A 19,978-nucleotide genomic window follows, 5' to 3' on the forward strand; every position below is an offset into this window, starting at 1 on the left:
ATTTGAGAAACCCTTGAATCAACATCAATCTGCTTGTTTCATGCCAAATTCCCCTGTCGGGGCACTCCGCGATGATGTAGCAATTGCGCTACACTGCGCCGCTTGTGCCGATTAAAGATTTTGAAGGAAAACCATGACGTTCAAGGCGCCGGACAGCCTCGCCGAGCAGATTGCTCACCACCTCGCCGAACGTATCATTCGCGGGGATCTCAAGCCTGGAGAGCGCATCCAGGAACAGAAGGTCACCTTGGCCCTCAATGTCAGCCGTGGTTCGGTCCGCGAGGCCTTGCTGATTCTTGAGCGCCGCCATCTGATTGCCATCCTGCCGCGCCGTGGTGCTCATGTGACCGAGCTCACCGAGCACAAGGTCCGCAGTCTCTGCACCCTGATGAGCGAGCTGTACATCCTGCTGGGCAATTCGGTGGCCAGCGGCTGGGCGCAGCAGAGCGACATGACGCCGTTCCTGCAGATTCAGCAGCGCCTGGAGGGCGCCTACGAGCGCCAGGACATCCGCGCCTTCGTCGAGGACAGCTTCAGCGTGATGCGCGCGGCCTATCCTTTCGCCAACAACCCTTATCTGCAGGAAACCGTCGAGAACCTGCAGCCGGCCATGAGCCGTGCCTATTACCTGGCACTGGATCAGCGCAAGGCGTCGATGAGCGAGTACCTGGCGTTGTTCGAGCAGTTGCTGGCCGCGGTGCTGGCCCGTGATCTGGAGCAGATCCGCCAGGTGTTGACGGCCTACGCCCAGCGCAGCAGCGATCTGGTGGTGTCTGCGTTGGCGGATGCTTAAGCGTGCGACTCAAGTGCATCAAGCTGGCGGGGTTCAAGTCCTTCGTCGATCCGACCACGGTGAACTTCCCCAGTAACATGGCGGCAGTGGTGGGCCCCAATGGCTGCGGCAAGTCGAACATCATCGACGCCGTGCGCTGGGTGATGGGCGAAAGCTCGGCGAAAAACCTGCGCGGCGAGTCGATGACCGACGTCATCTTCAATGGCTCCACCAGTCGCAAGCCGGTGAGCCAGGCCAGTATCGAACTGGTGTTCGACAACTCCGACGGCACCCTGGTGGGCGAGTACGCCGCCTATGCGGAAATCTCCATCCGCCGCAAGGTGACCCGCGACAGCCAGAACAGCTATTTCCTCAACGGCGCCAAGTGCCGCCGTCGGGATATCACCGACATCTTCCTCGGCACTGGCCTGGGGCCGCGCAGCTACTCGATCATCGAGCAGGGCATGATCTCCAAGCTGATCGAGGCCAAGCCGGAGGATCTGCGCAATTTCATCGAAGAAGCCGCGGGCATCTCCAAGTACAAGGAGCGCCGGCGCGAGACGGAAAACCGCATCCGCCGCACCCACGAGAACCTCGCCCGCCTGACCGACCTGCGCGAAGAGCTGGAGCGTCAGCTGGAGCGTCTGCATCGCCAGGCCCAGGCCGCCGAGAAGTATCAGGAATACAAGGCCGAGGAGCGCCAGCTCAAGGCGCAACTGTCGGCTCTGCGCTGGCAGGCATTGAATGAGCAGGTTGGCCAGCGCGAGTCGGTGATCGGTAGCCAGGAAGTCAGTTTCGAGGCCCTGGTGGCCGAGCAGCGCAATGCCGATGCTGCTATCGAACGCTTTCGTGACGGTCACCATGAATTGTCCGAGCGCTTCAATCTGGTGCAGGGGCGCTTCTACTCGGTGGGTGGCGACATTGCTCGGGTCGAGCAAAGCATCCAGCACGGCCAGCAGCGCCTGCGGCAGTTGCAGGACGATCTCAAGGAAGCCGAGCGTGCGCGCCTGGAGACCGAGTCGCACCTGGGGCACGACCGCACCTTGCTGGCAACCCTGGGGGAAGAGCTGGCCATGCTCGAGCCCGAGCAGGAGGTCACGGCGGCCGCCGCGGAGGAAGCTGCCGCGACCCTGGAAGAAGCCGAAACCACCATGCATGGCTGGCAGGAGCAGTGGGACGCCTTCAACCTGAGCTCCGCCGAGCCGCGGCGCCAGGCGGAAGTGCAGCAGTCGCGGATCCAGCAGCTCGAAGGCAGCATGGAGCGTTTGTCCGAGCGCCAGCGGCGCCTGGGGGAGGAGCGCGAGTTGCTCTCGGCCGACCCGGAAGACGCGGCGATCCTCGAGCTCAACGAGCAACTGGCTGCCAGCGAAGCAACTCTGGAAGACCTGCAAGCCAGCGAGGAATCCCAGGTCGAGCGCCTGGAACAACTGCGCCAGCAATTACAGCAGGCGACCCAGGCACAGCAGCAGGCCCAGGGTGAATTGCAGCGCCTCAATGGCCGGCTGGCGTCCCTGGAAGCCTTGCAGCAGGCTGCGCTGGACCCTGGCACCGGCACTGCAGAATGGTTGCGTGAGCAGCAGTTGGCCGAGCGTCCGCGCCTGGCCGATGGCATGCACGTGGAGGCGGGTTGGGAGCTGGCAGTGGAAACCGTGCTGGGTGCCGACCTGCAAGCGGTGTTGGTGGACGATTTTTCCGGCATCGATCTGGCCGGTTTCCAGCAAGGCGATCTGCGTCTGCTGAGCCTGCAGGGCGATGCCTTGCGCATCCCCGGCAGCCTGCTGGACAAGGTGGAATCCACAGTGGATCTGTCGCCCTGGCTGGGTCAGGTCAAACCGGTGGAAAATCTCGAACAGGCCCTGGCCCTGCGTGGGCAACTGGCAGCCGGGCAGAGTCTGATCAGCCGCGACGGCTATTGGGTCGGTCGGCATTTCCTGCGGGTGCGACGGGCCAGTGAAGCGGAGAGTGGCGTGCTGGCACGGGGCCAGGAAATCCAGCAATTGACGCTGGAGCGCGATGAACGCGAAGCCAGTGTTGAAGCCCTGGAGAGCCAATTGCTCAACTTGCGGGCCCAGCAACGTCAGCAGGAGAACGGTCGCGAACACTTGCGTCGCCTGCTGCAGGACGAGGCTCGCCAGCAGGGTGAATTGAAAGCCAAGCTGTCCGCCGGCAAGGCGAAGGCCGAGCAGTTGAATCTGCGTCGTACTCGCCTCGATGAAGAATTGGTAGAGCTTGGCGAACAGCGTGAGCTGGAGCATGAACAGGTGGGCGAGGCGCGCCTGCAGTTGCAGGAAGCCCTCGACAGCATGGCCCTGGATACCGAGCAGCGTGAGTTGCTGTTGGCTCAGCGCGACAGCTTGCGCGAGCGCCTTGATCGGGTGCGCCAGGAGGCACGCCAGCACAAGGATCATGCTCATCAATTGGCGGTGCGCATGGGCTCCCTCAAGGCCCAGCATGATTCCACGCGTCAGGCCCTGGAGCGCCTGGAGCTGCAGTCCGAGCGTCTGACCGAGAAGCGCGAACAGCTCAGCCTCAACCTGGAGGAGGGCGAGGCGCCACTGGAAGAACTGCGCCTCAAGCTCGAAGAGCTGCTGGAAAAGCGCATGACCGTGGATGTCGAGCTCAAGACCGCGCAGATCGCCCTGGAAGATGCCGATCGCGAACTGCGCGATGCCGAGAAGCGCCGTAACCAGGCCGAGCAGCAATCCCAGCTGATCCGCGGCCAGCTCGAACAGCAGCGCATGGAATGGCAAGCCCTGACCGTGCGTCGCAAGACCTTGCAGGAGCAGTTGCTGGCCGATGGCTACGACCTGGACGGCGTGCTGGCGACCCTGACCGGGGAGGCCAGCGAGCAGGCCGCCGAAGAAGAGCTGGAACGCATTGCGGCAAGAATTCAACGTTTGGGCGCGATCAACCTAGCGGCCATCGACGAGTATCAGCAGCAGTCCGAGCGCAAGCGCTATCTGGATGCCCAGGACGCCGATCTGGTGGAAGCCCTGGAAACCCTGGAAAACGTGATTCGCAAGATCGACAAGGAAACCCGCAATCGATTCAAGGATACCTTTGATCAGATCAACGGCGGTTTGCAGGCACTCTTTCCAAAAGTTTTCGGTGGCGGCAGCGCTTATTTGGAACTGACGGGCGAAGATCTACTCGATACAGGGGTAACGATCATGGCGCGTCCTCCCGGGAAGAAGAACAGCACCATTCATTTGCTCTCGGGTGGCGAAAAGGCATTGACTGCATTGGCTCTGGTATTCGCTATCTTCAAGTTGAATCCGGCGCCGTTCTGCATGCTCGATGAAGTTGACGCGCCGCTGGATGACGCTAACGTTGGACGCTATGCAAGATTGGTTAAAGAGATGTCGCAGACTGTGCAGTTCATCTATATCACCCACAACAAGATCGCCATGGAAATGGCCGATCAGTTGATGGGGGTGACGATGCACGAACCCGGTTGTTCGCGGCTGGTAGCCGTGGATGTCGAGGAGGCGATGGCGATGGTGGACGCTTGAGTCCGTGCGACTAAGGCGACTGTTGGAGGGCAATTCAGGGGATTTTTCCCATTACCAAGCTGGCCAATCGACATATTGGCCGTAACCGTTGCGACAGACGGTGTAAAGTTGCCTTTGGTCGTGCTAGTTTAATGTCAATTTTTCCTATGCGTGGGCAAAACGCCATTCAGAACATAGAGTTGGCGCCACGTTTTAAAGCGGTTTACAGATTGTAAACCCCTTATTTTTCAGCATTTTTTATAGAGGCACGGGATTACATGGAAATCGGTCTGCGCGAGTGGCTGATCGTCATCGGCATTATTGTTATCGCCGGTATTCTTTTTGATGGCTGGCGGCGTATGCGCGGCGGCAAGGGGAAGTTGAAGTTCCGTCTTGATCGAAGTCTTTCCAATCTGCCGGATGATGAAGGCAGTGCCGAACTTCTGGGTCCGCCTCGGGTGCTGGATACTCATAAAGAACCGCAACTGGACGAGCACGATCTGCCGTCAGTCAGCATGCCTGCCCGCGAGCCCCGGGAAAGTTCTTCATCCAAGCGCGGCAAGCGCGGTGGCGAGCCTCATCAGGGCGACCTCAATCTGGACCTGGATCTGGATAGCGGCCCAAGCTTCAGTAGCCGCGACGATGACTTCCCGGCGGATGAAGGCAAGGCCGCCGGTCACAGTGACAAGGAACAGCCGCAAGCCGAAGAAGTCCTGGTGATCAGTGTGATCTGCCGCGACAGCGCCGGTTTCAAAGGCCCGGCACTGTTGCAGAACATCCTTGAAAGCGGCCTGCGTTTTGGCGAGATGGATATCTTCCACCGCCACGAAAGCATGGCAGGCAATGGCGAAGTGCTTTTCTCCATGGCCAATGCGGTCAAACCCGGTGTGTTCGATCTGGATGATATCGATCACTTCAGCACTCCGGCGGTGAGCTTCTTCCTCGGCTTGCCTGGCCCGCGTCACCCGAAGCAAGCCTTCGACGTGATGGTGGCGGCGGCGCGCAAGCTGTCCCAGGAGCTCAACGGCGAACTCAAGGACGACCAGCGCAGCGTGCTGACTGCCCAGACCATCGAGCACTACCGTCAGCGTATCGTCGAATTCGAACGCCGTGCTCTGACCCAAAAGCGCTAAGCTTCCACAGTCAGCTCCTCTCGCAGGAGCTGGCTTGCCAGCGAAGCCCTTGCCCCCATCTTCAGATCGAGCAGCCTAGGCTGCTCTTTTGCTTTATGAGAGAACCCCATGACCGCCGCTGAAACCCGCATTCTTGAGCTGCGCGCTGAGCTGGACCAACACAACTACCGTTACCACGTACTGGACGAGCCGAGCATTCCGGACGTCGAGTACGACCGCTTGTACCACGAGCTCAAGGCCCTGGAGGCCGAGCACCCGGAGTTGGTCACCAGCGATTCGCCTACCCAGCGTGTGGGCAGCGCGGCGCTCTCGGCCTTCACTCAGGTGCGCCATGAAATCCCTATGCTCAGCCTGGGCAACGCCTTCGAAGAAGTCGACATGCGCGAGTTTGATCGTCGAGTCAACGAAGGCCTGGACCTGCCGGCGGGCGATCTGTTCGGTGGTGGCGCGGCGGTGGAGTACAGCTGCGAGCCCAAGCTCGACGGCCTGGCGGTCAGCCTGCTGTATCAGGACGGCGTATTGGTCCGGGGCGCCACCCGTGGCGATGGCACCACCGGCGAAGACATCAGTGTCAACGTGCGTACCGTGCGCAATATTCCGCTCAAGCTGCAAGGCAGCGGCTGGCCGGCGACCCTGGAAGTGCGCGGCGAAGTCTTCATGTCCAAGGCTGGTTTCGAGCGCCTGAACGCGGCGCAACTCGAGGCGGGCGGCAAGACCTTTGCCAACCCGCGCAACGCTGCGGCGGGTAGCCTGCGCCAGCTGGACTCGAAGATCACTGCCAGCCGGCCGCTGGAGTTCTGCTGCTACGGCCTGGGCCAGGTCACTGCCGACATTGCCGACACCCATATCGGCAACCTGGAGCAACTCAAGCAGTGGGGCATGCCCATCAGTCGAGAGCTACGCCTGGCCAAAGGGGTTGACGAATGCCTGGACTATTACCGTGAGATCGGCGAGCGACGCAACGCGCTGCCCTATGAGATCGACGGTGTGGTGTTCAAGGTCAACAGCATCGCCTCTCAGCGTGAACTGGGCTTCCGTGCCCGGGAGCCGCGTTGGGCCATTGCCCATAAATTCCCGGCCATGGAAGAACTCACCGAGTTGCTGGATGTGGAATTCCAGGTTGGCCGCACCGGCGCCGTGACGCCTGTGGCACGCCTGAAGCCAGTCAAGGTGGCGGGAGTCACTGTGTCCAACGCCACCTTGCATAACATGGATGAGGTGGCGCGCCTGGGGCTGATGATCGGCGACACCGTGATCATCCGCCGCGCCGGTGACGTGATTCCGCAAGTGGTGCAAGTGGTGGTTGAGCGCCGCCCCGAAAACGCTCGGCCGGTGCAGATTCCGCAAAGCTGCCCGGTCTGTGGCTCTCATGTCGAGCGCACGCAACTGGTCAAGCGCAGCAAGGGCCGGGAAACCGTCAGCGAAGGCGCGGTGTATCGCTGCGTCGGTCGTCTGGCCTGCGGTGCCCAGCTCAAGCAGGCGATCATCCACTTCGTTTCCCGTCGCGCCATGGACATCGAAGGCCTGGGGGACAAGACCATCGAGCAACTGGTGGACGAAAAGCTCATCGCTTCGCCCGCGGATCTCTATCAGCTCAAGTACGAGCAGATCATCGACCTGGAAGGTTTTGCCGAGGTTTCCAGCAACAAGCTGCTCAAGGCTATCGAAGACAGCAAGCGTCCAGCTTTGGCTCGCTTCATCTATGCCTTGGGTATTCCTGACGTAGGCGAGGAAACCGCCAAGGTCCTGGCCCGTTCCCTGGGAACCCTGGAGCGGGTCCAGCAGGCTTTGCCCCAGGTGCTGACCTACCTGCCGGATGTGGGGTTGGAAGTGGCTCATGAGATTCACAGTTTCTTCGAAGACAGCCATAACCAGGATGTGATTGGTGCCTTGCTGGCCGCGGATCAATGCGGCCTGGTGTTGCAGGATCAGGGCGAGCTGGGGGCGGAGTTCGCCGCCAGTACCACGCTGGGCGGCATGCTCGACAAGCTCAATATCCCCTCGGTGGGGCCGGGTGCGGCGCAGAAACTGGCGGACAAGTTCGGCTCCCTGCAGGGCGTGATTGCGGCAGACTGGCTGGATATGCGCCAGGCCCTGCCGGAGAAGCAGGCCAAGTCGGTGCGGGAGTTCTTCGACATCCCGGCCAATGCTCGGTTGGCCCAGGCCATCGAGGAGCAGCTCAAGGCCTTTGGCATGCATTGGCAGAGCGAGAAGAAGGTGGTCGAAGGCCTACCCCTGGCTGGCAAGACCTGGGTGCTCACCGGCTCCCTGGAGTTGATGAGTCGCGATGTGGCCAAGGAAAAGCTGGAGAGCCTGGGCGCCAAGGTAGCGGGGTCCGTTTCGGCGAAAACCCACTGCGTCGTCGCGGGCCCCGGAGCCGGTTCCAAGCTGGCCAAGGCCAATGAGTTGGGGCTCAAGGTCCTGGATGAAGCGGCCTTTGTTGCCTTCCTCGGCGACCACGGCATCCCCGTCCCCGCGTGATCCTTGGAGCCGGCTGGGCAGTGATGGTTTCGCCAGCAAGCCGGCTCCTGACTGGCCGAGGGAACGATGAGGCAGCCAGGATGATCTAGTCTTGGCAAGCCCCAGGGAGGATGCGCCATGTACCGTTTCTTCGAGCAGCTCAGTTCCCGGATCGCCGCGCCCTTCGTCGGTGACCGCTCACGCAACAGCAAACTCTGGTCATGCCGCTGTGGGCAGTCGCTGTTCTTTCGCAACAGCCAGTGCCTGGCGTGCTCGGCCTTGCTCGGTTACGCGCCGCAACTGGGCTGTCTGTCGTCCCTGCAGCCGGGACCCGCTGTTGGGACCTGGGTGTTGGATGCCGAGCCTGAGGCGGGTGCCTTCAAGCGCTGCGCCAACCTCGATACTCCCGCGGCTTGTAACTGGCTGCTGCCGGCCCACCTGACCGACACCCTGTGCGTAGCCTGCAACCTTAACCGCACCATCCCCGACTTGTCCGTCCCGGAGAATCCGGAGCGCTGGCGCAAAGTGGAAATTGCCAAGCGCCGCCTGGTAGCACAGCTGATTGCCCTCGGCCTGCAAGTGATCCCCAAGAGCGACGACGAAGAACGGGGCCTGGCTTTCGACTTCATTGGTGTCGATCTTGAGGGCAGGGCGCCGATTACCGGACACGCCAATGGCCTGGTCACCCTGGACATCAAGGAAGCCGATGACGCCCATCGCGAGCGGGTACGGGCACAGATGCATGAGCCTTACCGCACCCTGCTTGGGCACTTCCGTCATGAGGTAGGGCATTACTACTGGGATCGGCTGATTGCCAATAGCCCCTGGCTGGAGTCGTTTCGCAGCCTGTTCGGCGACGAGCGCTATAGCTACGCTGAGGCTCTGGAGCGGCACTATCAGAAGGGCGCACCAAACGGCTGGCAACACAGCCACGTCAGCGCCTACGCCACCATGCACCCCTGGGAGGATTGGGCGGAAACCTGGGCTCACTACCTGCACATGATGGACGCGGTGGACACCGCCCTGGGCTTTGGCATGAGTGCCCGCGACGTCGATCTCGACTACCAGCCGTTTCCCCTGAGCAGCCTGTACGACCCGCAGCACCCTGGCGGCCCGGCGTTCCTGGCCTTCGTCAACGCCTGGATCGAACTGGCGGGGATGCTCAACGAACTGTCCCGCAGCATGGGCCAGCCGGATTTCTATCCCTTCATCCTGCCGCCGGCGGTGATTGCCAAGCTGCATTTCATCCACTTGGTGATCCAGCAAGAAGGTGGCCGCGCCGACGAAGTGCTGTCCCTGGACTGAGCCTCTCCGTACGGTCGGCGGACCACATCCAAGTGCTTGAAGCTCATCGGATTTTTTAATCTGCAACGAGCGGTTGTAAGTTCAACTCAGATAGGTACAATGGCGCGGCTCGCCGTCAGGTGAGCGTCGTTATGGTGACCCCATCGGTCCCCCCGCAACGATTACCCGTGAACCTGGTCAGAGCCGGAAGGCAGCAGCCACAGCGGGAACATTGTGTGCCGGGGTGTGGCTGGTGGGGTTGCCTCCATAACGCCTCTCGTTGGTCCTCAACGAGATTGATCAAAACTCTTAAAGCACTTGAAAATTTTCGAACTCGCGCAGTATTTCTGTTGGCGTGTTTTTTGTCGTGCGCCCGGTTTCTGGCTCGCGAATCCCTTGTCCAGTCAGCCCGTGCGGTTCGTTCCTGGAATATCCAACGCCTTTGCATCAAGGAGTGGTCATGGCGCTTACCAGTAAGATTTCCCTCTATGACGATCAGTGGCCTGCGGCATTCAGAGCTGAGAAGGAGCGCATAGCCAAAGGTTTCAGTTGCGAACTGATGGATGTACATCACGTGGGCAGCACTGCTGTTCCCGGGTTGGCGGCCAAGCCGGAAATCGATCTGCTGGTCGTGGTTGCAGAACACCGAGATGAACTGGCGCGCAATGCCTTCATGGTCACTTTGGGTTATGTCCGAGGCAGTAACCTTAGCCAGGGACATCATTTTTATCGTCGTGATGTCGATGGCGTGCGCACCCACAAAGTGCATGTCTGTCTCTCGGGTCATGAGCAGATCGAGCGCATGCTGCATTTTCGCGACCTGCTGCGCCAGGACGGCGATCTGCGCCAGCAATACCAAAACCTGAAGCTTGAGCTTGAAGTTCGCAATCGCGAGGGCATTGGCGAGTATCTCGCGCAAAAGGCTCCCTTCATCGATGCGGTGATGGATGGCCTGTCGCGGTGAGGCGCGCTGGCTAGATCGCTGCCCGCAGTGCTCGGGGCGAAAGCCCGTAATGCTTGCGAAAGCGCACCGCAAAGCGTGAAGCCGAGGCGTAGCCGCTGGCTGCGGCGATTTCACCGATGGGACGTGGCGTGGTTTGCAGCCACTGCAGGGCCAGGCCCAGCCTGACGTTCTCGAGGATGTTGCTGAAGCTGTTGTCCTCGTGCGCCAGCTGGCGGCGCAATGTGGAAGCCCCGAGGTTCAAGCGCTCGGCAACGCAGGCTACCGTCCAGTCCCGCGCCGGGTTGCTCATGAGTATCTGTTGCACCCGTTCGCACAGTGGGTCGTGACGATCCAGCAACAACGGACCAATCCAGCCGCCAAGGGCCAGGGCTAGCAGCACCGCCTCGCCGTAGTGGCTGCGCAGGGCATCCGGTGCATTGCTGGCAATGCATTCCAGCAGGTTGTCCCAGGCCAGGGCGGTGTGCCGCTCCAGGGGGACGCAGAGGTCCGCGCCGCTGCGCCCGGGACGGGTAATGATCTGCTGGTGGTAGCGCAGGCTGAACGCCCGCAAGGCCGCGGCAGGAAAGGTCACGACATCGGCGATGTAGTGACCTTGCGCGCCCGGATAGTTGCTGATGCCCACTTCGCGTCCCGCCGGTAGCAGGATCAGGTGCTGGCCGCCCACGCGCATTTCGCGGTCGTCCCAGTCCATGCGTTTCTCGCCTTGGCGCACTCGGCACAGAGCGCTGACGAAAATCGGTACCCGTTGCAGGGCATGGGCTTGCCGGGCGCGGATGATGCAGGTGTCGATACGGCTTTCATGATGCTGCAGGCCGGCAGGGGCGTTCATCGTTACTAGCGTCCGTAAGTAGCGGTCAGTGTGGTCTTGGCCAGGGCGTTGGCGTTGAGCATGTAGCCCACCAATGCGCCGCTGGCCTGGGCATCGACGGGCAGTTTATCCACCTTCAATGCCCAGACGGTGAACTGATAACGATGCGGTTTATCGCCCGTTGGCGGGCAGGCGCCGCCAAAGCCGGGTTGGCCGTAATCGGTACGACCCTGGATGGCGCCGGGCGGCAGTTGCTCGCCTTTGGCACTGCCGGCGCCCCTGGGCAATTGCTGAGTGGAAGTCGGGAGGTTGACCAGGGTCCAGTGCCACCAGCCGCTGCCGGTGGGGGCGTCCGGATCATAAACCGTGATGGCAAAGCTTTTGGTGCCCGGTGGGGCATTTTTCCAGGACAGTTCGGGAGAGGTGTTGCCGCCTTCGCAGCCAAAGCCCTGGAACACTTCACCAGGGCTCAAGGGTTGGCCGTCGCTGATGTCTTGACTGCTAATGCTGAACTCGGCGGCGTGAGCGCCAAGGCTCAGACCCAAGGAAAGCGCGCTGAGTAAAAGTCGGTTTTTCATGAGGGGCTCGTCTGGGTGTTGGTGATGAAAGACGAGTTTATTGGCAGGCAGAATCCGCTGTTGTGCCGGGGCGCTCGTGCATTGTGCCGAAACGCTCGCTGGCTTGCCGAGGAGGGGCGTCGTCATGCCCCCAACTGTTCCCGTAACAGCTGGGCAAACGCATCCCGCGCACTGTGTCGCTGCACGTCCTGGTGCCAGACAAAGCGGTTGTCCACTGGCAGCAGGTCGCTGAAACGCTGCACGTTCAGGGTCGCCGACTGTGAATAGCGCTCCAGCACGCCTTCCGGTATTAGCGAGACGCCGGCACCCACACTGACGCAGCCGATAATGGTGCCCCAACTGGCATACCCGGTAATGGGCAGGTTCAGGCCGTGCCTGGCCAGCCAGTTTTCCAGGGCGCGGCGATAAGGGCAGCCCGGTGGCCACATGAACAGATTTTGCCCCTGCAAATCGCTTGCGTTGCGGATGGGGGCGGTGCCTGCACTGGAAATCAGTACCAGCGGCTCGTGGTAGAGCACGGTTTGCTGCAGCTTTGTCGGCAAGGTGTCGATGGCCACCAGGGCGCCGTCGATACGCTGGTGTTGCAGTTCTTCAAAGAGTTGCGACCAGGTGCCGGTCACCAGTTCCACGTTCACTTGGGGATAGCGTCGGTGGTATTGCGCCAGCAGCGGTGGCAAACGGCCGCCGGCGCAGGATTCGATCGAGCCCAGGCGCAGCAACCCGCTGGGCTCCGCCTGGCTGTCCACGGCGCGTTTGGCTTCGTCGACCAGGGCCAGGATGCGCTCACTGTAGCCGAGGAATATGTCCCCGGCCGGGCTGATCTTCAGGCCGCGTCCGACCCGGGTGAACAGCGGGGTACCGAGCTCGTTCTCCAGCTGCTTGAGGCGGTTGGTGATGTTGGAGGGCACGCAATGCAATTGCTCGGCCGCCCGGGCAATGCTGCCGGTGCGAGCCACGGCTTTCACCATCTTCAGTTGGGTCAGTTCCATTGCTCATTTCCAGTGAGGAATGGCCTCAGTATCGGTTAGTTGTGGTGAGTTGTGGAGGGCGAGAGACTGGGTTTCTTCTCTCTGTCTGGATGCCTGTGTCGTGAAGCGCTTACCTGGGTTCAAGCTATTGCTGGCTACCGCTGCGGTCATTCTGTGCTGGGCCTATTCGCCGGTGGGCATCCATATTGGCCTTGAGGGCTACAGTCCTGGGCATCTGGCGCTGTTGCGTTTCCTGATCGCTTCGCTGTTCATGGCGGCAATGGCAGTGGTGTTGAAAATATCCCTGCCGCGTAGGCGTGATCTGCCCTGGCTGCTGGTGCTGGGGTTCTTTGCCATCGCCCTGCATCACGTCAGCCTCAACTATGGTCAGCAGGGCTTGAGTGCCGGAGCGTCCAGCGTGCTGGCGCAGTCGGCGCCGATCTTCAGCACGCTGATCGCCTTCTTCTGGCTCAAGGAGCCGGTCAGTGGTTGGCGCTGGGGCTGCGTGCTGGCGGGTTTGCTTGGGGCGGTGCTGGTGGTTGCCGCCGACAAGGGGCTGGGATCGATCGAACCGCGTGGATTGCTGGTGTTGTTGGCGGCGTTTTCCTGGGGCTTGTACTTCGTTTTGCAGCGGCGCTTTTCCGGGCGCTACGGAGTGTTGACCACGGTGTGCTACATGGTTTGGGGCGGCACGTTGCTGTTGTCGGTGTATGCCCCCGGGTTACCCGAGGCGGTGGCACAGGCGTCGTGGCGGGTGAATCTGGCGGTGTTGTTGCTGGGGCTGTTTCCCAGTGCTCTGGCGTATCTGGCCTGGGCTTACGTGTTGGCGCGGGTGGAGGTCAGCCGGGCATCGATCGCGATGTATCTGATTCCGCCGGTGGCGATGCTGCTGGCTGCGATGGTCCTTGCAGAGAGGGTGCAATCTTCTGTGGTGCTGGGGGCGGCCGTGGTGCTGGGCAGTGTGATGGCCATGCAATTGGAAGGACGTTGGCGGCTGCGGACATCGCCTGAGAAAGAGTGTGATGTGCAGGTGAAACAGGGTGGTTGATGAGCTGCAACGCCCCGTCATGCAGGGGCGTTGCAGCTTGCAGTCAGCCTTTCTTCTTGAACAGCCGGCCGGCGAACGCGGCAAGGGCGAGCACGCCTATGACAATGAACTTCTTGCCGGCCAGGAGCAGTACCCCCAGCTTGGCGAACAAGCCAGCCTTGCTGGCCAGGCCTCCGGCCACCAGAGCGGCCAGGCCATAGGACGCCAGTTTGTCGGTGCTGGGGTTGTAGTCGGCGTAGCGGTTGCCGTCGGTGAAGTTGGTGAAGGCCAGGACCTTGGGAATCTCGCGTTTGATAGTTGCCAGGTCGTCCATGGAAGCGACTGCGTTGAGTTCCAGCACGCCTTCGCGTCCCAGCACGCGGATGCTGTAGTTCAAGGTGTTGCTCTGGGCGCCTTCGGCCTTGAGTTCACGGGCCCAGTACATCTTGTGGGATTGCGCGTCATAGCTTGGCTGTTCGGCCCAGCCCAGCAGGTGGATGGCGCCGTAGCCCTGTTCCTTGCGTTGCTTATTGTCTTCCTCGTCCGCTTCCTGCATTTGCTTGAGCAGGTCCTGGTAATCGATTTTCGCCGCGTCGTCGTCGGAAATGTGGCCGTCATTCTTGTAGCTGATGATTACGCCCCAGCCTTCGGCGGACAGCGGGCTGACTGCGCTGGGCACGATCATGCCCAAGGTGGTGAAGCCGGGCGGGTTGCCCCAGCCTTCGGTCAGCAGCTTCTCGGTGTCCTTGGGATTGAGGTAGTAGAACTCCTGGCTCAGGTCGAGGCTGGCGATATCCCCGGGTAGCTTGACGTTACCGTGGCGTGGGGAGAGCGAGGCGAGAAACTGTTCGGCGGTCTGGGATTCGGCGTCTTTGCTCTCGTTCGGCGTGGCGGCAAAGGCAAGGAGTGGCGTGGCGCAGAGGACGGCCATCGCCATGAGGAGGCGCAGGTACTTCATCGTATTCCCTTACAAATTGTGACAAGTCGGTGGGGAGGATAACGATGAGTGTCGGGGCGCTCAATGAGACGTTTCTATTAATTTTCCGTCTGGGGCGAGGAAGGCGCCGGTATCGGCGCCTCTGCTGGGTCATGGGCTCAGTCGACAGTGAGATAGAGCACGCGCAAGCGATGCCCGTCCGGATCAAGGGCGAGCAGGGTGTAGCCGAAATCCATCTGGGTGGGGGGCTGGGCGATGGTCATGTCCAGGGCCTGCCAGTGGTGATGCAGTTCGTCCACGGCTTCTCGACTGTCCACGGCCCAGCCCAGTTCGCCGCCACCACCGGTTGCCTGGGCGCTCGGTTCAACCGTGTGGCGGGACCAGAGGCCGAGCTTGATCCCCGAATCGAGGATGAACAGGGCAAAGGTCGGCGATGACTCCACCGGTGGCTTGTCCAGCAGGCGACTGTAGAACTCCGCGCTGGCGGTCGGGCTGTCCACATAAAGCAGGAAGTAGGTGTTAGTGATCATGACGACTCCAGGGTCCTTTGGGCTGTGTTGTGGGCACAAGCTTATGGGCTGGGTCTGTCAGTTCCTGTCAGGAGTCGTGGATTAAAAAAGAGGCCAACTTATCAGGGTTGATAAGCGTGCCTCTTCTCGTTGATTTGTTGCGGGGCTCAAGGCTTGGACAAGGCCTGGTCTACCGCTGCTATCAGCTTTCCCAGATCCTTCGGGGTGGCTTTGTGAATGACACCGAACAAATAAGCCCGCTGTTCCTCTTCGTCGCCCAGATCGGCGAAGAAGGCTTTCAGCTTCACTCCCAGTACTTCGGCTAGCAGAAATAGAGCTTCAACGCTGGGGGTGTAGGTGCCGGTTTCGAAGCGGCTGATGGTTTTTGGGTCAAAACCGGTTTTTTCACCTAGTTCAGCCTGAGTAAGCCCCGCTACCTTTCGATAACGCTTGATGGCTGCACCCAAACTTGAAATTTGCATCGCTCAATTCCCATTTAGAATCAAGAACTTAACGATAAATATTGGCATTAGACAACACCATGGTTCATCACCTTGCTTTGCAAAATGTGATGCATTTCGTAGAATCGGCGCTTCGGACAGGTATTTGGTGATCTAGTTTCAGAAGGCAGGTTTATGAAACAAGAAATCATTGCATTTCCCTTGTTCACCTAAACCGAGGACTTGGCAGAGGCTCGACCGTCTCGTAAATCCCGCCAACGTTCCGTCCGCCGTCCCCACCTGACGCCTTATCTGATCCTAGTTGATCTTCGTCGAATCGATGGTCAACTGCCGCGCAAACCGCTGTACGGCTGCAATCAGGGCGAACCTTTCGATTGAGTCGTGCCGCCAGGAAAGTACGTCGCGAATCAAGCTGTTGCCGGCCTCCCGGTACTGTTGATCGCAGGCTGTCTATGGAGTTCTAAAGTGCGTCTCAATTTGCCGGTCACCTCTGTTGAGCAGACCTTTCCCGACCAGCAGCGGCTCATATCCGCCACCGATACCAACAGCCACATCACCTACTGCAATGCCGAGTTTGCCGCGATGAGTGGTTTCAGCCAGGCCGAGCTGATCGGCAGCACCCATAATCTGGTGCGCCACCCGGACATGCCGGCAGCGGTGTTCGAGTCGATGTGGGGGTATCTCAAGGCGGGACAGAGCTGGATGGGCGTGGTGAAGAACCGCTGCAAAAACGGCAATTTCTACTGGGTCAGCGCCTATGTCACGCCCATCCTCGAAGAGGGGCGACTGGTGGGTTATGAGTCGGTGCGGGTGAAGCCAACCCGGGAGCAAGTGAACCGCGCTGAAATCCTCTACGCGCGATTGCGCGCCGACAAGGCACCGGTCTCGGCCTGGCGGCGCCTGGAGGCTGCAGCCAGGCCATTGCTATTGCCGGTGGCGGTGGCGGTGGGTTGCCTGGCGGCATTCACTTGGTTGCCGACGTTGGTGGCCCAGGGACTGACGGTCACGGGATTCGTGGCTGTCGGGCTGCTGGCCCAGCGCCGCTTGGGGCAGCAGCTCAAGCAGATTGTGCGTAGCACTGCGAACACCTTTGCCGATCCGATCTGTGCCCTGGCTTACAGCGACGCACTGGGGCCAGCGGCGCAGTTGCAACTGATTCTGCTCAGTGAAGAGGCGCGGCTGAAAACCGCCTTGACCCGCCTCAGTGACCTGGCCCGACAGATGGCAACGGCGGCCGCCGACTCCAGCCAGCTGTCCAGCCGTACTGAGTCGGCGCTACTGGAGCAGCGAGCGGAGACCGATATGACGGCCGCCGCCATGACCCAGATGGCCGCTTCGATCACCGAGGTTGCCGAACACGTACAGCACACCGCCAGCGAGGCCCACACAGCCAACCTGCTGGCCCAGCAGGGCAGTCAGGTGGCGGGCACTTCCCGTGACGCCATCCAGTTGCTGGCCCGCACTGTTACCCAGATCAACCAGGCGGTGGGCGATCTGGCCGGGCAGACCCAGGACATCATGGTGGCGGCGAGCATGATCCAGGCGATTGCCGACCAGACCAACCTGCTGGCCTTGAACGCAGCCATCGAAGCCGCTCGCGCCGGTGAGCAGGGGCGCGGGTTTGCCGTGGTGGCCGACGAGGTGCGCGCCTTGGCCGGCAAGACCCGTGAGTCCACCCAGCAGATCCAGGGGATCATCCAAAGCCTGCGGGCCGGTGCCGACGAGGCGGTGCAGATCGCCAGCCTCGGCATCGAGGAGGCCGAGCAAGGGGTGCAACAGGTCTTGCAGGCGCAGCAGGCGTTGCAGGGCATAGGCGCGGCGGTGGAGCGCATCACCGACATGAGCCAGCAGATGGCTGCGGCGTCCCAGGAGCAGTCCCATGTAGCGGAATCGGTTTCCGAACAGATCAACAGTGTCGCCGCCACGGTGCAGCGCACTGCCGAGAATGCCAGCGCTGGCGTGGTTCGCGGCGCGGAGCTGGAAAACATCTCTTCCGGGCTACGTGCCTTGGTCGAGCGGTTCAACCGCTAGCGACAGTGAGTTCGACTCATGGATGAGAAATACCGCAGGGCCGTCGATGCTGCCGCCATCTTCTCCGAGACAGATCTCGGCGGTTGCATCACCTATGTCAACGACCTGTTCTGCCAGGTATCGGGCTACAGCCGTGAAGAGTTGATCGGAGCCAACCACCGGATGCTCAGTTCGGGACTACACCCTCCGGAGTTCTTTACCGAGCTGTGGCAGACCATCGTCCAGGGCAGGGTGTGGAAGGGGGAGATCTGCAACCGTGCCAAGGATGGCAGCCTGTACTGGGTCGACAGCACCATGGTGCCCCTGGTGGACCAGCGTTCCGGCAAGGTGATGCGCTACGTGTCGATCCGCTTCGATGTCAGTGAGAAGCGCCAGTTGCTGCACTCGCTGCAATGGCGCGTTGGGCATGACGTGCTCACTGGTCTGCCCAATCGAGCCTTCCTTTCCGATTTGCTGCATCAGGCCCTGGATTTCTCCCGCCAGGAGAATATCCCCCTGGCGGTATGCATGCTCGATCTGGACGGCTTCAAGGCGGTCAATGATGGCTACGGTCACGCCTGTGGCGACCTGCTGCTGGTGGAAGTGGCTGCGCGCCTGCGTTCGATCATCAGGGGCGAGGATGTAGTGGCGCGCCTGGCCGGGGACGAGTTCGTGCTGATCTTGCGTTACGTACGGGACATGCTGGAGCTGCGGGCTGCGCTGCAGCGGGTGTTGGCGAGCATTTCCCAGCCGTATTCGATCCAGGGCAAGGACATCAATGTCTTTGCCAGCATTGGAGTGACTCTGTTTCCCACCGATAACCATGATGCCGATACCTTGTTGCGCCACGCCGACCAGGCGATGTACGTGGCCAAGCAAAGCGGGCGCAACCGCTTCCACCTGTTCGATGTTCTGCGTGATCGCGAAGTGATGGTCACCTACCAGACGGTAGAGCACGTGCGCCAGGCGCTGAACAGCGGCGAGCTGCATCTGTATTTCCAGCCCAAGGTCAACATGCGAAGCGGCGCGGTGGTGGGGTTCGAGGCGATGTTGCGCTGGCAGCACCCGCAGCGCGGGATGTTGGGTTCCCAGGACTTCCTGCCTCAGGTGGAGGAGACCGACCTGATCGTCGACATCGGCGAGTGGGTCATGGATCAGGTGATGAGCCAACTGCAACGCTGGCAGGCGGCGGGCCATGTCTGGCCGGTGAGCCTGAACGTCGCGGCCCGGCATTTCCAGCGCACGGATTTTGTCGAGCGGCTCAAGGGGATGCTCGATCGCTACCCGGATGTGTCACCGGTCTTGCTGGATCTGGAGATCGTCGAGTCGGTGGCCATCGACAATATCCAGCGTGTCAGCGATTGCCTCGATGCCTGTCAGGGCTTTGGTGTGCAGTTCTCCCTGGGGGATTTCGGCACTGGGCATTCGTCCCTCAGCTACCTCAAGCGTCTGCGTACCCAGACCATCAAGATCGATCGATTGTTTGTCCGCGACATGCTTCACGACCAGGATGATCAGGCCCTGATCCAGGCTCTGGTCGGGCTGGCCCGGGCGTTTGGCCGCCAAGTAGTGGCGGAAGGCCTGGAAAGCCTGGCCCATGGGGAGCGATTGATGGCCCTCGGGTGTGAGGTGGCTCAGGGGGATTTCATTGCTGCGCCCATGCCCGCCGACGCCGTGCTGGAGTGGGTCAGCAGTTTCGAGCCGCCGCTGCCGTGGCGGTGCGGCACGCTTCAGGGCGAGGCGGTGTCGGAGGCCTGAGCGCCGGTCTGCGGGTCGACGTAGCGCTGGACGATGGCATCGATCTCGCCGGACATCTTCATCTTCAGCAGGGTCCGCAGAATCCGCTGGGCCGGTACTGCAGGGTCATTGCGCACATAGCAGCCCACGGCTTGTTCCTGCAGCAGCGCGACGCGGTGCAAGGGTTTGCTGGAGGCCTGGGTCTTGTTGAACCAGTCAAGGGTCCACTGGCTGGCGACTGCGTACTGGTAGCGTCCTATCTGAAGCTTTTGCAGGACTTGCTCCTCGTTGCGGGCATCGTCACGAATCAACCGGGCGCTCTCGAACAGGGGTTGCAGCGACGTGTAGGTGTAGCTCAGTACGGTGCCGATGTGCTGAGTGGGCAACTCCTGCGGATTGATCGGCTCATGATGGTAGCGATCGCTGACCAGCAGGTTGCGTTGCACGAACAGCGGCACGCTCCACAGGTAATCCCCGGACAGGTTCGGTAGCCAGGCCTGGGCGGCGAAGCAGCGCACATCGACTTCGCCCTGGGCCATGGCGTTCTGCACCCGGGCGCGGGCCAGGACGTGGAACTCGGCGCGGGTGCCCATATGTCGGGCGAGGCTGTTCATGGTGTCGTAAAGGATGCCGGCGGTGGGCTGCTCGCCATCGACCTCGATGGTCGGCATGGCCCAACTGTCGGCGATGACAAAGCGTAAAGGCGCTTCGGCGGCTTCCAGGCTGGTGCTCAGGAGTAGCAGGGCGCCCCAGGTCAAACGCATACGGTCTCCCACGGTTCAAACGGCCGAGCAATCCTTTGCAAAATGCAGCTTAGACAGATTAGACGAGCGCGCCGG

Annotated in this window: 16 protein-coding genes and 1 other RNA gene; 10 read left to right on the plus strand and 7 right to left on the minus strand. The window is 61.3% G+C overall.

All coding sequences use genetic code 11. The annotated features are described in order from the left end of the window. The first annotated feature begins 133 nt into the window (after window positions 1-133). From P7C00_RS10285 to P7C00_RS10315, 7 genes are all read left to right on the plus strand, one after another. Window positions 134-793 carry a GntR family transcriptional regulator gene (locus P7C00_RS10285; protein WP_346631826.1) on the plus strand — a complete coding sequence of 220 codons (660 nt, stop codon included), beginning with the start codon at window positions 134-136 and terminating at the stop codon, window positions 791-793. 2 nt (window positions 794-795) lie between these two features. Continuing rightward, window positions 796-4,284 (plus strand): chromosome segregation protein SMC, encoded by a 3,489-nt coding sequence (smc, locus tag P7C00_RS10290; protein WP_346631825.1) that lies wholly within the window; start codon window positions 796-798, stop codon window positions 4,282-4,284. 257 nt (window positions 4,285-4,541) lie between these two features. Then, window positions 4,542-5,396: a cell division protein ZipA gene (gene zipA / locus P7C00_RS10295; protein WP_123725813.1), complete on the plus strand. Its 855-nt coding sequence runs from the start codon at window positions 4,542-4,544 to the stop codon at window positions 5,394-5,396. 108 nt (window positions 5,397-5,504) lie between these two features. Beyond that, entirely contained in the window at window positions 5,505-7,877 is a 2,373-nt protein-coding gene (gene ligA, locus P7C00_RS10300) for an NAD-dependent DNA ligase LigA (protein WP_404938844.1), read from the plus strand. Window positions 7,878-7,994: 117 nt separating this feature from the next. Then, the gene (locus tag P7C00_RS10305; RefSeq protein WP_404938846.1) at window positions 7,995-9,161 is read left to right on the plus strand and encodes a putative zinc-binding metallopeptidase; all 1,167 of its coding nucleotides are present in this window, start codon (window positions 7,995-7,997) and stop codon (window positions 9,159-9,161) included. Between the two features lie 141 nt (window positions 9,162-9,302). Further along, an RNA gene (gene ffs / locus P7C00_RS10310) (signal recognition particle sRNA small type) lies at window positions 9,303-9,399 on the plus strand. 201 nt (window positions 9,400-9,600) lie between these two features. Continuing rightward, window positions 9,601-10,104 carry a GrpB family protein gene (locus tag P7C00_RS10315; protein WP_404938848.1) on the plus strand — a complete coding sequence of 168 codons (504 nt, stop codon included), beginning with the start codon at window positions 9,601-9,603 and terminating at the stop codon, window positions 10,102-10,104. A 10-nt stretch (window positions 10,105-10,114) separates the two neighbouring features. Here P7C00_RS10315 and P7C00_RS10320 read toward each other — a convergent pair whose 3' ends face one another. The 3 genes from P7C00_RS10320 to P7C00_RS10330 all read right to left on the minus strand — a co-directional run bounded on the left by P7C00_RS10320 (window position 10,115) and on the right by P7C00_RS10330 (window position 12,479). Next, window positions 10,115-10,933, minus strand: coding sequence for a helix-turn-helix transcriptional regulator (locus P7C00_RS10320; protein ID WP_346631821.1), 819 nt, complete (start codon window positions 10,931-10,933; stop codon window positions 10,115-10,117). A gap of 5 nt (window positions 10,934-10,938) precedes the next feature. Continuing rightward, entirely contained in the window at window positions 10,939-11,490 is a 552-nt protein-coding gene (locus P7C00_RS10325) for a kinase inhibitor (protein WP_404938850.1), read from the minus strand. 122 nt (window positions 11,491-11,612) lie between these two features. After that, window positions 11,613-12,479 carry a LysR substrate-binding domain-containing protein gene (locus P7C00_RS10330; protein WP_346631819.1) on the minus strand — a complete coding sequence of 289 codons (867 nt, stop codon included), beginning with the start codon at window positions 12,477-12,479 and terminating at the stop codon, window positions 11,613-11,615. Between the two features lie 100 nt (window positions 12,480-12,579). On the opposite strand from P7C00_RS10330, the gene P7C00_RS10335 reads away from it, so the two are divergent. Further along, window positions 12,580-13,506 carry a DMT family transporter gene (locus P7C00_RS10335; RefSeq protein WP_346631818.1) on the plus strand — a complete coding sequence of 309 codons (927 nt, stop codon included), beginning with the start codon at window positions 12,580-12,582 and terminating at the stop codon, window positions 13,504-13,506. 43 nt (window positions 13,507-13,549) lie between these two features. Here the strand turns inward: P7C00_RS10335 and P7C00_RS10340 are convergent, their stop codons facing one another. The 3 genes from P7C00_RS10340 to P7C00_RS10350 all read right to left on the minus strand — a co-directional run bounded on the left by P7C00_RS10340 (window position 13,550) and on the right by P7C00_RS10350 (window position 15,413). After that, entirely contained in the window at window positions 13,550-14,443 is an 894-nt protein-coding gene (locus P7C00_RS10340) for a DUF2167 domain-containing protein (RefSeq protein WP_346631817.1), read from the minus strand. Between the two features lie 137 nt (window positions 14,444-14,580). After that, window positions 14,581-14,952: a VOC family protein gene (locus tag P7C00_RS10345; RefSeq protein WP_404938852.1), complete on the minus strand. Its 372-nt coding sequence runs from the start codon at window positions 14,950-14,952 to the stop codon at window positions 14,581-14,583. A 146-nt stretch (window positions 14,953-15,098) separates the two neighbouring features. Beyond that, complete coding sequence (locus P7C00_RS10350) at window positions 15,099-15,413, minus strand: helix-turn-helix domain-containing protein (RefSeq protein ID WP_011060220.1); 315 nt, start codon at window positions 15,411-15,413, stop codon at window positions 15,099-15,101. A 444-nt stretch (window positions 15,414-15,857) separates the two neighbouring features. Between P7C00_RS10350 and P7C00_RS10355 the strand changes: the two genes are divergently transcribed. Further along, window positions 15,858-17,423, plus strand: a complete 1,566-nt coding sequence (locus P7C00_RS10355; RefSeq protein WP_346631815.1) for a PAS domain-containing methyl-accepting chemotaxis protein — start codon at window positions 15,858-15,860, stop codon at window positions 17,421-17,423. An 18-nt stretch (window positions 17,424-17,441) separates the two neighbouring features. Further along, window positions 17,442-19,160: an EAL domain-containing protein gene (locus P7C00_RS10360; protein ID WP_346631814.1), complete on the plus strand. Its 1,719-nt coding sequence runs from the start codon at window positions 17,442-17,444 to the stop codon at window positions 19,158-19,160. Here P7C00_RS10360 and P7C00_RS10365 read toward each other — a convergent pair. Further along, window positions 19,133-19,903, minus strand: coding sequence for a transporter substrate-binding domain-containing protein (locus tag P7C00_RS10365; protein WP_346631813.1), 771 nt, complete (start codon window positions 19,901-19,903; stop codon window positions 19,133-19,135). The two genes, P7C00_RS10360 and P7C00_RS10365, sit on opposite strands and share 28 nt — an antisense overlap. Window positions 19,904-19,978: the final 75 nt, after the last annotated feature.

Origin of the sequence: Pseudomonas sp. JDS08PS003, from assembly GCF_045013505.1 — a bacterium.
Lineage (GTDB): Bacteria > Pseudomonadota > Gammaproteobacteria > Pseudomonadales > Pseudomonadaceae > Aquipseudomonas > Aquipseudomonas protegens_B.

Excerpts from the sequence above, each read along its gene's own strand:
- P7C00_RS10345 (WP_404938852.1), bottom strand. The coding sequence starts at position 14,952 with ATGATCACTAACACCTACTTCCTGCTTTATGTGGACAGCCCGACCGCC.
- zipA (WP_123725813.1), top strand. The coding sequence starts at position 4,542 with ATGGAAATCGGTCTGCGCGAGTGGCTGATCGTCATCGGCATTATTGTT.
- P7C00_RS10365 (WP_346631813.1), bottom strand. The coding sequence starts at position 19,903 with ATGCGTTTGACCTGGGGCGCCCTGCTACTCCTGAGCACCAGCCTGGAA.
- P7C00_RS10360 (WP_346631814.1), top strand. The coding sequence starts at position 17,442 with ATGGATGAGAAATACCGCAGGGCCGTCGATGCTGCCGCCATCTTCTCC.
- P7C00_RS10320 (WP_346631821.1), bottom strand. The coding sequence starts at position 10,933 with ATGAACGCCCCTGCCGGCCTGCAGCATCATGAAAGCCGTATCGACACC.
- P7C00_RS10285 (WP_346631826.1), top strand. The coding sequence starts at position 134 with ATGACGTTCAAGGCGCCGGACAGCCTCGCCGAGCAGATTGCTCACCAC.
- ligA (WP_404938844.1), top strand. The coding sequence starts at position 5,505 with ATGACCGCCGCTGAAACCCGCATTCTTGAGCTGCGCGCTGAGCTGGAC.
- P7C00_RS10330 (WP_346631819.1), bottom strand. The coding sequence starts at position 12,479 with ATGGAACTGACCCAACTGAAGATGGTGAAAGCCGTGGCTCGCACCGGC.
- P7C00_RS10325 (WP_404938850.1), bottom strand. The coding sequence starts at position 11,490 with ATGAAAAACCGACTTTTACTCAGCGCGCTTTCCTTGGGTCTGAGCCTT.
- P7C00_RS10305 (WP_404938846.1), top strand. The coding sequence starts at position 7,995 with ATGTACCGTTTCTTCGAGCAGCTCAGTTCCCGGATCGCCGCGCCCTTC.
- P7C00_RS10350 (WP_011060220.1), bottom strand. The coding sequence starts at position 15,413 with ATGCAAATTTCAAGTTTGGGTGCAGCCATCAAGCGTTATCGAAAGGTA.
- P7C00_RS10340 (WP_346631817.1), bottom strand. The coding sequence starts at position 14,443 with ATGAAGTACCTGCGCCTCCTCATGGCGATGGCCGTCCTCTGCGCCACG.
- P7C00_RS10315 (WP_404938848.1), top strand. The coding sequence starts at position 9,601 with ATGGCGCTTACCAGTAAGATTTCCCTCTATGACGATCAGTGGCCTGCG.